This is a genomic window from Neorickettsia findlayensis (assembly GCF_009856525.1).
Lineage (GTDB): Bacteria > Pseudomonadota > Alphaproteobacteria > Rickettsiales > Anaplasmataceae > Neorickettsia > Neorickettsia findlayensis.
In genome coordinates, this window is sequence record NZ_CP047224.1 from 691,148 (window position 1) to 704,991 (window position 13,844).

General features: G+C 40.8%; 12 protein-coding genes and 3 pseudogenes. 6 read left to right on the top strand and 9 right to left on the bottom strand.

Features of this window, described 5'->3' with window-relative positions:
- Positions 1 to 440 precede the first annotated feature (440 nt).
- Positions 441 to 920 (top strand): hypothetical protein, encoded by a 480-nt coding sequence (locus tag GP480_RS03145; protein ID WP_160095787.1) that lies wholly within the window; start codon positions 441 to 443, stop codon positions 918 to 920.
- Between the two features lie 183 nt (positions 921 to 1,103).
- Here the strand turns inward: GP480_RS03145 and GP480_RS04095 are convergent.
- A pseudogene (locus GP480_RS04095) lies at positions 1,104 to 1,840 on the bottom strand (HesA/MoeB/ThiF family protein).
- A 212-nt stretch (positions 1,841 to 2,052) separates the two neighbouring features.
- Between GP480_RS04095 and GP480_RS04065 the strand changes: the two are divergent.
- A pseudogene (locus GP480_RS04065) lies at positions 2,053 to 3,053 on the top strand (NAD(P)/FAD-dependent oxidoreductase).
- 198 nt (positions 3,054 to 3,251) lie between these two features.
- Here GP480_RS04065 and hisS read toward each other — a convergent pair.
- The 5 genes from hisS to GP480_RS04050 all read right to left on the bottom strand — a co-directional run bounded on the left by hisS (position 3,252) and on the right by GP480_RS04050 (position 6,088).
- Positions 3,252 to 4,493 carry a histidine--tRNA ligase gene (hisS, locus tag GP480_RS03160; RefSeq protein ID WP_160095789.1) on the bottom strand — a complete coding sequence of 414 codons (1,242 nt, stop codon included), beginning with the start codon at positions 4,491 to 4,493 and terminating at the stop codon, positions 3,252 to 3,254.
- Positions 4,474 to 4,761, bottom strand: coding sequence for a BolA family protein (locus tag GP480_RS03165; protein ID WP_067979997.1), 288 nt, complete (start codon positions 4,759 to 4,761; stop codon positions 4,474 to 4,476). The genes hisS and GP480_RS03165 overlap by 20 nt, the downstream gene beginning before the upstream one ends.
- A gap of 169 nt (positions 4,762 to 4,930) precedes the next feature.
- Positions 4,931 to 5,515 (bottom strand): MFS transporter, encoded by a 585-nt coding sequence (locus GP480_RS04010; RefSeq protein WP_237111319.1) that lies wholly within the window; start codon positions 5,513 to 5,515, stop codon positions 4,931 to 4,933.
- A complete protein-coding gene (locus GP480_RS04045) occupies positions 5,503 to 5,811 on the bottom strand; it encodes an MFS transporter (RefSeq protein ID WP_272898931.1) in 309 nt (102 codons plus the stop codon). The genes GP480_RS04010 and GP480_RS04045 overlap by 13 nt, the downstream gene beginning before the upstream one ends.
- The gene (locus GP480_RS04050; protein WP_272898932.1) at positions 5,777 to 6,088 is read right to left on the bottom strand and encodes an MFS transporter; all 312 of its coding nucleotides are present in this window, start codon (positions 6,086 to 6,088) and stop codon (positions 5,777 to 5,779) included. Before GP480_RS04050 ends, GP480_RS04045 begins: the two co-directional genes overlap by 35 nt.
- A 320-nt stretch (positions 6,089 to 6,408) precedes the next feature.
- Between GP480_RS04050 and lepB the strand changes: the two genes are divergently transcribed.
- Complete coding sequence (gene lepB / locus GP480_RS03175; RefSeq protein WP_237111320.1) at positions 6,409 to 7,281, top strand: signal peptidase I; 873 nt, start codon at positions 6,409 to 6,411, stop codon at positions 7,279 to 7,281.
- An 8-nt stretch (positions 7,282 to 7,289) separates the two neighbouring features.
- Here lepB and mtaB read toward each other — a convergent pair.
- Positions 7,290 to 8,533 (bottom strand): annotated as a pseudogene (gene mtaB, locus GP480_RS04105) (tRNA (N(6)-L-threonylcarbamoyladenosine(37)-C(2))-methylthiotransferase MtaB).
- Between the two features lie 526 nt (positions 8,534 to 9,059).
- Between mtaB and GP480_RS04035 the strand changes: the two are divergent.
- From GP480_RS04035 to GP480_RS03195, 3 genes are all read left to right on the top strand, one after another.
- On the top strand, positions 9,060 to 9,590 hold the full coding sequence (locus GP480_RS04035; RefSeq protein WP_237111324.1) for a hypothetical protein: 531 nt from the start codon (positions 9,060 to 9,062) through the stop codon (positions 9,588 to 9,590).
- A gap of 140 nt (positions 9,591 to 9,730) precedes the next feature.
- Complete coding sequence (locus GP480_RS04040) at positions 9,731 to 10,141, top strand: hypothetical protein (RefSeq protein ID WP_237111325.1); 411 nt, start codon at positions 9,731 to 9,733, stop codon at positions 10,139 to 10,141.
- A gap of 721 nt (positions 10,142 to 10,862) precedes the next feature.
- A complete protein-coding gene (locus GP480_RS03195; RefSeq protein ID WP_160095791.1) occupies positions 10,863 to 11,681 on the top strand; it encodes a hypothetical protein in 819 nt (272 codons plus the stop codon).
- A gap of 19 nt (positions 11,682 to 11,700) precedes the next feature.
- Here the strand turns inward: GP480_RS03195 and hemH are convergent, their stop codons facing one another.
- Positions 11,701 to 12,681, bottom strand: a complete 981-nt coding sequence (hemH, locus tag GP480_RS03200) for a ferrochelatase (protein WP_160095793.1) — start codon at positions 12,679 to 12,681, stop codon at positions 11,701 to 11,703.
- A gap of 136 nt (positions 12,682 to 12,817) precedes the next feature.
- On the bottom strand, positions 12,818 to 13,741 hold the full coding sequence (locus GP480_RS03205) for a hypothetical protein (RefSeq protein WP_237111326.1): 924 nt from the start codon (positions 13,739 to 13,741) through the stop codon (positions 12,818 to 12,820).
- Between the last annotated feature and the right edge of the window lie 103 nt (positions 13,742 to 13,844).

Consider the following 13,844-nt stretch of genomic DNA (forward strand, 5'->3'; position numbering starts at 1 on the left):
GAGCTTTCGGACTGAAGCGTTAATGTTAGCACAAAAAACGGTAACCGCATCTATTGGGCACACCTTTTAAAATTAGTTAGAAACTTATTGGAAATAGCATAGTTATTATATTTTTATGCGATAATTAGCAAAATTTAAATAAAAAATATTTCTCTGAATTTCTTTACCTTCATTGAACCCTGTGCTACGATGGGGCGGTGTGTTTATTTATTCAATTTTTTATGAAGCATAGAGCAAATAAAAGCTGCGTAACTCACGCTAGTTGGTGGTCTAAAATTTATTCAGGAGCTTTTTTAGTGCCTCAAAACATGCGAGGCGCGTCATGTCTTTGCAATACCCAATTTAAACATGTCAGAGATGACTAGCAGCATAAGACATAATTTTATTAGGAATTTCATAAATAGCTTAACAAACCAACTTTACCAGGAGGAATCGGTACCATGTTAAATACTCGTACAATATTATCGCGGCTCCGCGAGGCAAGAAGAATTATCCTTGCATCCCCAGGACTAGATCCAACTCAAAAAATACAACAATTTAGAGCGACACTGTTTCAGCAACTTAGTACCGCACCTGAAGTAATATCAGGAAGAGTATCCCGAGTAGTAGAGACAGTAGATAAAGCAATCCAGAATAGTGGAACATCTGGTGCACACTCTTTAGCATCTTCCTATCTCGGTAGCGGTGAAGTCAGCCGTAGAGCAGCGCGCGCCGCATGTATAGATGTAGATTACGCATCAGCAAAAATCTTAGTATCCAAGGAAGCTGCATCAAATAGTCCAGCCAGTTGCATTGCTAGGATGTACTGCACTTTCATAAAAGAAGCTGTTGAAGGAGGTACGCAGAATCAACTAACTCCAGACACGAAACTGACCTCGTCAGCGTCTGAGAGTGCCAGCAGAAGCGGTATCCAACAATAACTTTAACAGAGATCTAATTGCCAAGCTGCCATTTCTACTACTATAAGATAAGAAACATGGCAGCTGGGTTCAGCTAAACGATTATTCCACTACATTTGAGTTCGTAAAAATCTGACAGAGCTGCTTTTCCCTTTCTACAGAAAAAACATGGCAGCTGGTACTACTATTAAGCTGAATTACCATTCAAGTGCATCTCTGCCCACATACATCGCAATACGGATCCCTCATGATAACTGCATTTCTGAAACGGTTATTAAGAATATCGCAAAAAACAAGTTTGCCTGCTTTTTCTGGGTTAATATGCAAAATCTCCTGAATTACTTTCATTGCTTGAATACTTCCTATTGCATTGGCTGCAGCACCAATCACTCCACCTTCCTCGCATGAACCTTTAGAACAGGCTTTCGGCTCTTCTGGACAAAAACACCTATAACAGGGTGAGTCCTCAGAGGCAAAAGGCTTTAGGACAATAACATACCCAGAATATCCGGTAACTCCCCAGAAACCAAAACTTTTCTTTTTAAAAAACACAATTCATTAAGATAGAATCTAGTCTTAAAATTGTCCGTACAATCAACAACTACTTCACATTCTTCGATCACTTCCGGGCAGTTCTGTATTCGCATTGGATAGCAAGAGATCTTGCAATCCGAATTAAATGCGTTGAGCCTTCTTTTGGCCGCATACACTTTAAGCTGTTGTACCGATAAATTATCAAAAAGAAACTGCCTATTCAGATCAGACTCAGAGACCCTATCGAAATCCACAATGACAATTTCACCCAACCCGGCGGCAGCAAGATTGTACAAAACTGAACACCCAAGCCCTCCTGAACCAATGACTGCAACCTTCGAGTCAAGAAGTGCATACTGCCCTTCTTTACCAAAAAGACCAAAGTGTCGTAAATACCTACGATTCACAGAACAGCCATCTACCAAAGTGCATTATCCTCTCACCACAAACAGCGGCAAATCAATTATTCTCCGTACTGATGCAAGAAACAACCACGGAACAGCGCACTTGTTCAAGTAGGACACTCACTTCACTAAAAAGCTAAAAATCCGAAGAAAGCGAAATAATGTTCAAACAATTGATAACCTGCTATCATACCTAGAGTTGGGACTCTAATTAGGTGAACACTGACGTTATCATAATAGGGGCTGGTCCTGTTGGAATATTTGCAGCTTTTCAGGCTGGTATGTTGGGCATGCAGGTGCACGTGGTTGATTCACTATTTCCATCGGTGGACAGTGTACAGCACTTTATCCAGAGAAATTCATATACGATATACCTGGGTACAAACAGATCACTGCTGCCGCGCTTATTTCGAATTTAGCTGATCAGGCTGAGAGATTTAATCCAATGTACCACACCAGTCAATTTGCAACGCATATGGATAGGTCGGACACATCCTTTACAATAAGAACAAGTAAGGGAATTGAGATCACCGCCAGAGCAGTCATCATAGCAGCGGGAGCAGCAGCGCGTTCGAGTACAACAGAATTCCAATAGAATCGAGCAACGTTTACGAGGGAAAATCACTTTTTTATAGCATAAAGGATCCAAGTGTTTTCGCTGGTAAGGTTGTTGCTATAGCCGGTGGCGGAGACTCTGCTGCAGACTGGGGTATGATGCTGTCTAATATAGCCAGAAAGGTGTACTTGATACACAGACGTTCGAAGTTTAGATGTTCGGATAGTACATTTGGAAACCTCAAGTCCCTAGAAGAAAGAGGAAAACTTAAGATACTCACTCCGTATCAAATTACTAGTTTAAGGGAAACAAAGGCCAAATCACTCATGTCGAGCTTAGTGGGCTTACCGGTGAATCGGTCACCTTAGAGGCTGATTACCTTTTAGCCTTTTTCGGCCTCAAGCCATCGTTACGACATCTCGAGGAGTGGGGCCTAGATATCACTCACCACCGTATTAATGTCGATCCACTTACTTGCAGCACAAATATCAATGGCGTGTACGCGGTTGGAGATGTGGCGTATTACGACTCAAAATTAAAACTCATCCTTTCTGGATTTTCCGAAGCGGCAACTGCGTGTCATCACATCCGCGAAAAATTATGGGCGGAGATGTATACAATTTTCGCTACTCTACAAACATGCACGAAATCTTCAGATGAGAAAGACATGAGCTCCATCCCGGTGGCAGAAACATGTCTTCTAACTGTTCTACCACCAGTGCAAATCGAGGATTAGGGACTGATAGTCCATTGTGAGAAGGGAGGCTTGCAATATGATATCAGGAGTTAATATCAGGAACCGTCAAAGAAAAAATCTATATTGATACCCCTATAGGCAAAACCCACACCAATCAAACACTAACAGACCAATTCCTTCAACGTGGATAGGAGTTTTTTGTGTGCAACCGTCATCTGTTGACCAGTCTCCATTATTTTCACAATTAACTCCTTCTTTGAGAGCTCTTCCTCACCAAGAATGACCGCAACTGCGCTTTTTTCGGCACGTTTCATTCTTGACCTGACACCAAGCCCATAGCACATATCAACACATAATCCCTCACTGCGTAGGTAAAATAGTAGTTTTAGCGCCTCTCTTTCTGCAACCTCCCCAATGGGAACAATCGAGATAATCCTCTCATTTGCAGGTGTCCAAACCGTCATCGCATCAATTAAGCGTTCAATTCCCGCAGCAAACCCGACTGACTGCACTTTTTTTCCGCCCAAATTCTCTGAAAGTTGCTCATATGCTCCACCTCCCAAGAGCGCATCCTGCGCACCAAGATCAGGACTGGTACATTCGAAAATTAAACCAGAATAGTAATCTAATCCTCTGACCAATCTATGATCTATAGAAAACTTAATATTGAGGAGTTTTAGTGTATCACAAATTGATTCGAACTCCTTGAGAGCATCACTAGTATGGTAATCCAGAATTCTTGGTGCACCCAGGACAATTTCTTTCTCAGATGGATCCTTTGAATCTAATATTCTCAATGGATTTTTTTTCAACCTGAGTAAACTATCAGCCGAAAGGTGGTCTTTATATTGGAGAAAATACTCGATAAGTGCAAGCTTATACTCCTCCCGAGTTCTTGTACAACCAAGTGAATTAATGCGTATTTCACATCCTATTCCAATTTCTCTAAGAAACGATGTTGCCAAAACTACAGCTTCAACAGTCCAAAGATAATGCCTTGATCCGATCCATTCAAAATTCACCTGATGAAATTGCCTATATCTCCCTTTCTGTGGTCTCTCATATCTGAACAGAGGACCAAAAGAAAATAACCGAACAGGTGATTGAACATGCTGAAAATTCTCTACAAATGCCCTGGTTACGGCAGCTGTAAATTCTGGTCTTAGGCAAATATTGTGATCGCTTTTGTCTTGAAATGAATAGATTTCTTTATTTACTACATCTGACGTTTCACCAAGGTTCCTAATAAAGAGCTCTGTATACTCAATGATCGGAGTATCAAGTTCGGTAAACAAATACCGAACCGAAAGATTCTTAGCCACTTGCTCAATGAGATGCATCTTTTCTAGCTGCTCACCAAACAGATCCCTGGTCCCTTTGACGTTACTGATTTTTATACTCATCTTCTGTCCATAGTTTCATAGATAGTGCATGCAGGCCAAGTTTGAAGTGCTCCTCAAGTATTTTGAAAATCATCCTGTGTCTAGAAATTTTTGATAGACCTCTAAAAGAAGGTGACACAACAACTATTTCGAAGTGAGAATCTTGGGAATGATCAACGTGGCCTCTGTGACTTTCCGAAATATTTTTTACTTCACAGTAAACAACATCCAAGACATTATATATGGAAGTCTCAATTTGTTTGGATCTAGTACTTTCATCAACAGACATAGCTTTCTCAAACAATTGCTCGATATATAACTGAAAAAGACTACATGAAAAAGAACATTAGCTGCAATGCAATATTGTAAGCTCGCGGTCTCATATTTTTGAATAACAACACAGAGAACCTAGAGTCAAAAATCCAACAAGAACCAAAGGAATCGCCGCTGAAAGATTATTACCTGTCGTTGCAATAAGAAACATTGTAAAAGCAGGCGCCATACCTCCAAAAAGTGCACTGGAAATATTTCGTGAGATCGCAAGTCCTGTATAAAATCTCAGAAGGAAATATTTCGTACACAGCAGTACTCACGGGACCTAATGAGAACCCTGTTATTACTACAAATAATATCTTCGCAATAATCATATAACCCAGGCCACCACTCTCTATAAGAAAAAAGATTGGATAGGCAGAAACAATCGCAAGTATAGCGGCCAGTGAAAGTATCAATTTTCTACCGAATAAATCAGATAGCAGCGCCGAAAATAACGTTAATACACCAAGCAAAAGCAAGAACAGTAAATGTACTAATCCAGCGTTTGTGCCAGATAAACCCACTTTACCCACAAAGTAGACATCTAAGAAAACAAGAAAAAGATACAGACTTGTTTCTTCCAAACTGTCTATTCCAATAGCAACAAAAAACGCCTTCTTATACTTCCTGAAGAGCATCGCTATTGGTAGGATGTCGGCTCTAGTGGCATTCTCAAAGATTGGTGTGTCACTAAGTGTGTTTCTAAAGACCGCACCTAAAACACCCATAAACGTCCTATAAAGAAAGGTACTCTCCAACCCCAACTTAAGAATGCTTCTTCAGGAATTACATTCTTACAGAGTAGAACTACAACACTGCTCATTGTGGCACCTATCACTGCACTGAGTACCTCAAAACTGCCAAAAAATCCCCTATATTTGGGAGGACTGCATTCTATCAAAAAGAGTACATTACCAACTTCCCCTCCAAGAGCAAATCCTTGAATTAATCTAATCAAAATGAGCAAAACAATCGCCAACGTACCAATACTATGATACGTCGGCAAAACCGCCAGCAGGCCCACAGGCAAGAATCATCATCAGAGATAGCAGAACCCCAATTTTTCTACCGTATTTATCTCCTATGTGGCCAAAAAAAACCGCCCCTATTGGCCTCATCAAGAAACCAACAGCAAACGTTCCAAAAGATGAGAGGAGTTGTGCTACTGGGTTAATTTCAGGGAAGAATAAAATATTGATGACGCCTATAAGGTGACCATAAAGTGCATAGTCGTACCACACAAGACTATTACACAGAAGGGTTACGGCAATTTGTCTAACAAATCCAGACTTCTCGGACATGGCACACTACCACACAGTAGATCGGACAAACAAGCTACAATCTAGACTCTCCAGATACAGCATGTTACTAAAGCGAGTCAGAACAAAGACTAAATAACGAAATGAGAAACCACTCTTTTCTTAAGCCAAACTCTAGACTCTAAAAATCCTCGGACTAGAAAGTAGCTTAAAAAGCTTCACATGTCCATTATTACGTAGAGACAAAGCATTGGTTGTTCCTCTCCGGACACACATTGTGGCTGTCCCCGTTCAGGGTGGATGTGAATTGACTAGAGTATAGATAGTCTGCTATCAGTAGGTAAGGCTCTCTTCCCAAATAAATGCCACATTCATCAAAAATCCTACGCACACTTAGGGATGCTTATAGGAGTAAAACACTTTGGCTGATAATAGGTCTGATACTGGTACGCAGTCTGCTTTACGAACCGTTCATCATACCTTCGGGTTCAATGAAAAAGACACTTTTGGCCGGAGACTACATAGTCGCTTCTAAGTATGCCTATGGATATAGCAAGTACTCTTTCCCATTTTCCCCACCTTTTATAAGAGGAAATCCAAGAATTTTCTACGAGCCTCCAAAACGCGGAGATGTAGTAGTTTTCAGAAACCCCCACAAGGACAGCACAAATTACATAAAAAGAATTATCGGACTGCCAGGAGATAAGATCCAACTCATTGGCGGCAGAGTGTATGTGAATCACAAACCCATAGAAAGAGCAGAAGATGGAGTTTTTATGGACTCTAGTACACCAGAAGTACAATGCTTCGTAGAAATCCTGGATAGTAAACTTACATATCCAGTACTACAGAAAACAACTGAGGGACCGGCAAATAATACCGGCACATATCATGTACCACAAGGGCATTTTTTCGTCCTTGGTGATAATAGGGATAATTCGACTGATAGCAGATTCCTCGCATCTGTAGGCTTCATTCCAGCAGAGTATTTAGTTGGCAGAGCAGAGCGTATTATGCTTTCATTTGGTACAACAGAAAACAGCTTCATACCAAAAAACTACGCTTGGAAAGAACGTGGAAATCACTTCGTCCAGAAGAACTGGCCCAAAAGAAAAGATAAAACCATCCAGAATGGGACTAACGGCTCAAATAGTAAACTTTTGGAACCGTCCCTTTTTTATACTGTGCGACCGACGGAGTCACGTCATACATTAATCTTAGAGCCGGGCATTTAACACAAACATTACACTATAACCTTCCCCGACAGCATTTCTGCATCACTGCAACCCATTATCTTGGTACGTATGATGCCAGCATCATTACTTAACGCGCTATCTAGTTTCACTAGACAAAAATTTTCACTCCTTCCAATATCATCTCTCTCAAGTACAAGGTTGTGTATACTACCAAGTTGCGCGGCATTAAATATTCGCAAGTTCTCCTTTCCCAATTCTATAAGCTGCTTTGCACGTCTCTTTTTGACTACTCCATCCACCTGAGGCATTAAGGCAGCCTTCGTCCCTTTTTAGGCGAAAAAGGAAAAACGTGTAGGTATGGAATAGCAAGTCTTTTGATTAATTCGTAACTATTGCGGAACATTTCTTCGGTCTCTGTTGGAAACCCTACGATTATATCGGCACCAAAGCCAGTTTCCGGACGAACAGCTAAAATCTTCGAATGAAATTCAACAACCTGTTCAGAGTGTGTCTCCTTTTCATCCGCTTCAGGATAATGGAATCGCCCGACTGTATACTTAAGCAAGTGTGGCATTAAGCGAGTCTCCATAGCAAATAATTCGACAAAATCATCACCAAGTTCAGAGACGTCAACAACAGAGATAAACGCAATCTCTTTAGCTCCGGACACCACTAAGAATTTCTTTTAACAAATAAACCAATGCTGGTTTGCCAAAGAAATCTTTTCCATAATCAGTTATATCAACCCCAGTAAGCACGACCTCATTTATACCAGCAGACCATTTTACGGACTTCCGAAACAATTTTCATAGCATCTGAAGAACGATTCTTACCCCTGGCAAGAGTGATTGCACAAAAGGCAATCATGATCGCATCCATTTTGAATCTCAAGAAAAGCCCGTTTACGCACAGTGGAAACCACAGGCATTATCGTGCCAGAAAAAGCAGTTTCAGATGCATTAGTTATATCGGCAACTGCTATCTTTTGCTCGGAAGCATAACTTTCAGCGTTTAACTTTTCGACATTACCAAGAACTTTAAAAACTCCAGGCATGTGAGAATACACGTTAGGATCAAGTTGGGGACCACAACCAACAACTATGATCTTTTTTTCAGGTTCTTCTTTGTGACATTTCCTTATCTTCTGCTTTACCTTACGTACAGCTTCATTTGTGACAGCGCAAGTATTAATGATGATAAAATCTCTTCTATCTCGGATACCTACAAGATTTTCAATGAGGTCGCTCTCATAAAAATTTAGACGACACCCAAAAGTGATAACTTTCACCATTAATTTATCGGAAAAGCTAAGTAAGTTAAAAGTTATCACCTTTATTGGGACAAAGGATACCCTTGTGAAATTTCATTTCACGCAAAGTCTAGTTTTGCTAGAATACTCAATTCCAGTAAGACTAACTAAATTTATCTACAGCCTTGCATTGTTAAAAATTCGACCAAAACTATAATAACTGTTACAAACGGAATGCTAGAGCAACACCAGGAAGCTTCATAGCCTGAACTATTTATTTACTCTTTGCTACTACTTTTACTTCAACGGAGCGATGAAAAACACAGACTATTAACAGTGTTAGATAAAGTAATTATATACGTTTCCGAAGAAAGCATTACGCTATTCGAGACAACCAGCGAAGATGGCAACATTATTTCATGTAAAAGCGTAGATCTACAAAAGATCGCGGAGATAGTAAACTTCAGCGACGCCACCTGTTATATTGGTATACTGTCCTTCAAAACCTGGTCAGAGGTTCTTTACAAGAGGCTTTCCCTTTATATCGTACATCAATATAAACTCCTTATTGAGAAGGACGATACTCGAAGAAGAGTGTGGACACTATGCTTTATGCGAATACTTTTCCAGCAGTAAGACTGCGAATAGATTGTTCTACTCCTTTGTATGTTCGAATATAAGCCCAGAGATCGAACGATTCATCGATAGTGCTGGTAAGAAGTGCAAGGGAATCTTTTTCCCCTTTTTAGAAATAGGAGAAATTTCAAAAAACATATTTGGCCCATTCAACAGGCTACAAAGGGAGAATGTAGTTCTCGTTTACAACCCTACACATACCTTGACTGTTGTTCGACTCACTAAAGAGCATATCCCCTTAGAAATAGTAAACATAAAACTAGAGCAAAATACCCCAACAAGAATTGGTGGGGAGATATTGCAGAAAATTGAAGATCTTGCCCTCAGGAAAAGCAGCAATATTGCTGTCATAGCAACCAAAACGATAAACCAAATCATAAAAAGCGAAGAAAAACTTGCTGATATGTTTTTTACTTACACCATACGAAGCAGCGATACTACTCAAAGTGGAAAAATTCTTTAGAGAAGATGAGGAAAGGGGTGAGTTACTTTCGCTACAAACATACTCCTGGGAAAAACGAAATACAGAACATTGCCAAGAAAACATGCACTCAAAGAAAGACAACGTTCTAAGGAAAAAAGCCTTTCTTTAGGGAGCCTTTCATGTTTCTGCTGGTAATCCTAATAGTCTTTTTCGGTGAAATAAAATTGCATAACTATGCAAACAAAAACCACGCTATTTCTAAAGAGCTAATCCACCTGGAAAAAGTAATAAGCAAATTGAGGCTAGATCTCGATAATTACGACGCACAGTCTAAAGAAAAAATAAAGCTCTACAAAGTATTTCAAAGCCCACATAAATCCCCTGTGGACTACTTAAGAAAACTAGAAAATCAAGTTTCTCTACAGAGAGTACGCATCGAATATGATGGAGAGAACATAGACCCTGAGAAGCGGATCACCCTATACATTGAAGGGAACGCATATGTCGAAACAGCTGCAATAGCGGAGGAGTTAAAGAAATACTATACGAATCATTGCTTAACTTTAAACGGTAAGGTGATAGCACCGTAGTATGGGAGGAACGCACCGTGTTCAGATGTTATCTAAGGTATAGTTTGCTTTTATTCTCGTTCCTTCTTTTATGCGGAGCCGCTCTGTACTACAACACGCGTATTTTGGAAGTTACACATCAGCTAAGACTGAATACGTGGGAAGCCATTAAGCAACAGTCCGACATCGAAAGGGCAAAAGCTGAAATCAGAAAATTAATAACAGAGGATTCCCTTGCAACACAGATCATCTTCGCAAAACAAAATAGAGAATTTAAACCTTTTGTTTGAACTTATCAGGGATGACTATGACCTTGAAAATTATAATTTTCTTATTCAACACTCCATCAGGGTGGATACTGTCAAGCAATCCTCATTCTATGACGTCATCTTAACTGATGTAACGCTCTCCTTCACCGCAGATTCTAGAATGAGATTCTATATGTTTCTGGATGAAGTGATCAGCAAGATACCAGGTCATGTACACATTAAATCGGTAGCCTTTACGATGATAGAAAACACATTATATGTGGTTCTAGACCTTGGAATTTATACACTTAGTGTAAAAAACCTTTAATCTACAAAGGGCCATAATTCCAGAAGCGTTAGTATACCAAGAAAAATGCTACAATTAGAAACTATTAAGTCCTGTTGTTTTGAAGTCTTCCTTATCCGGAATTAGTACCTCCGGTTTTGCTTTCCCTTGTTATTTAGTAAAAGAATGAGTTTTTTATCCGTAGATAATGTTGCCAACGTATAGGTTCAAAGGACGGTTTATATTTTTGATTACTGATACTGCGAAAAAAGTAGCAGTAACGGTTCTCAATGAGTATCTCGGAGAAATAGATCAACAATACATACGCATAAAAACACAAAATACGAACAGAATCTGTGTAGATATCTTAGCTCCTGATAGGAGCGTTCTCATGAAGGCCCAGATTGTCTTAGATACATCTGCTAAACACGTCCTGCGTGACCCAGAAAGACTACTTTTTGAGTTCTTGTATAATATAACAACCACTATCACTCCTTCAGATACACTTGCTGAATGGATTTTATCCAAACTCGCTTCACTGCAGGATGAAAACACACCTGGAATAAAAGATCGCTATGAAATGGCAACAAAAACCCTTAGAGAACTAAAGAGAAAATCGCAGATTTTTGGAATTTTCAGTATTGTTTTTTGCGTATACTTTATTACTGCAGCAACTGCATTAATTGGTGCCGCTCTAACCAATAATACTCAACTAAGGAAATACGGCCTACCAACTTTCATTACACTCACGTCTGTGTTTGTTTCTCTAGCAATTGCATTTGCAGTTGCAACGTTTTGTATGAAAAAGGAGATAAAGAAAGCAGATGTAGTGTTTAGCAACATACATAGTGAACTACTTGCACTTTGTGAGTTACCAGTAGAAGAATTAGCACAAATGTGTAATCAGTATCTACAAGAAAAAAAGATGGGAATAGAGCTAGTCAAACCGGTCACGGTACACGAAACCACGCCAGAAGTAACAAGCTTGGGCTCTCGACAGAACGAGGAGCAGTACGAGCGCCATTAGGATAATAAAAATATAAGGACTACTCAACTTTAGATCTGCAGAAACACATCTTATGTTTCATAGAACACTCTGATTCAGCCTCTCTACGAGAACTAAGAAGACATAATTCAGCCAGGCAGCGTATAAATTTCGGATGCGCAGAAAGGGTTGGAACTCTAAAATATCCCACCTTAGCTAATGATGCATATTCAACATCCAGCTCTACACGTGTCTCTGAATGCTCGGAAACGAATGCGATTGGTACAACTACTATAGGTCGTCCTGAGTGAGACCGTATAGTGCTTTCCGTGTCAGGACAAAGCCATTTTGCTTTACCAACTTTACTCTGATAGCATAATTCCCAATCCAAGTTTTCTATTTTTAAGGCTGAAACTATCCTTTTTACAGACTCTTCCACCTGAAATTTATACGGATCACCAGCCTCGATAACACTCAACGGCAGGCCATGCGCTGAGAACAAAACAATGGGTTTCCCTAAAGCACATGCGTTGGTATAAATCGGTAAGATAGTTTCCACATGCGCCTCTATGAAGAGTTGGTTATCGTAGTAACAACACACGATTTGCGTCGGGATACGCAAGATCTTCAAACACTGTTCTATCGACGACAAAGAAGTAGTAGTGGAAAACTGAGGATAGAGTGGTAGGAGAATAGCTTCTGTAAATTCTCCTCCATTGATTCTAGCTGCGCTTTGTTGAATAAAGGGATGCCAATGCCGCATAGCAACGAAAACCTCATATCGCGGACCAAGTAAATCCCCAAGAAGCTTCGCTTGCATATTCGTTTCGGGCAATATCGATGACTTGCCTCCCATCTGGCTATATATTTTACGAGCTTCCCGAAATCTCCTGCTAGAAATCCACCAAGCAAGACAATACCTCAACGGATTGGGTAGGTTAATAATCCTACGATCACAAAATAGATTAAACAGAAACGGCCGCACAGCCTCAGGGGAGTCGGGACCCCCAAGATTAAGCAAAACTATAGCTATCTTACTCATATAGCACCCCCAAAACCCAGCAGGACACAACAGCAAGAAGCGGCCCCGACATAACCCACACCGATCACATGCTTAACAACAAGTGGAAACAAGGGGAAACAGTTTCACACAAACTAACACCAGAAAAGGACAGCAATCACACGTACACTGCCTTAATGCTCTCTTGACCTGTACCTCCGAGCTTCGCTTCCTCTAATTTAGGCTCAGGATCACAATCTGCACCCCTTTCGCCAGATGAACCTAGGACGCTGCACGTAGCTCCAGCAAAAGCTTGACCAACCGCCAGTTGTGCCCTACGTGGCAAGAGACAGGTAACTGGCTCAGCAAGCTGATAGACGCCATACAGCATCTGGCACACAACATCACGGGAACCAGCAAAAGGTACTGCACGACCTTTTCTAGTGCATAAAGCCACACAATCTAAGAACAACACCAGAGGAAACTCAACACAGTTTAGCGCAAGCATCACAACCCATAGCGGAAAAGCTACTGCTGCTCCAACAGAGTGCAAAACCCTCTCCCCGAGACCACGATGGACCCTACAATCAGAGTGAGACGCCCCAGAAACATGCCGATCAAACGCAAAAAACGCGGAAGCCTTCTTACCAGGAATAAGCGTGCACAGCATGTTTCTATTTTGCTCGCTCTCAGGGACTGCAAAGTGCGTCCCGTAACCTCCCACCCTGGCATGGGATGACCGATAGTCGTAGTCAGCACAGCAGTCTTTGCGCTTCTCAAACACTCTAAGTAAGGTGCAGATCAGCATCATAAGCACCATACAAATTGCCATGGCGACTGCCATCCTTTGCCACGGATTAGCGACAACACCCTTGAGGACAACACGCTCTAGTAAGACGCACAAAACACCCATACACAGCAGCGTTTCAAGTGTCGGGACAATGTTATTGTACATACCATAGAGACCCTTATACCTCTTAGCTGTTCCCGCACCCCCATCTTGCACAGTAGCCCTAATAAGAGCACCGTTCGCCGCAACAACAGCACCAATACATAGATTAACCGCCCCTTTAAAGCCGCACAAGATGGACTTCTGCAGCATCTTCACACTCACATTTCTCATAGCACAAACCGAAACAATAGAAAAACTACCTAATTAAAACAACGATCAACGGATCCATCCTACAAAACAGTAAGAAGACAGC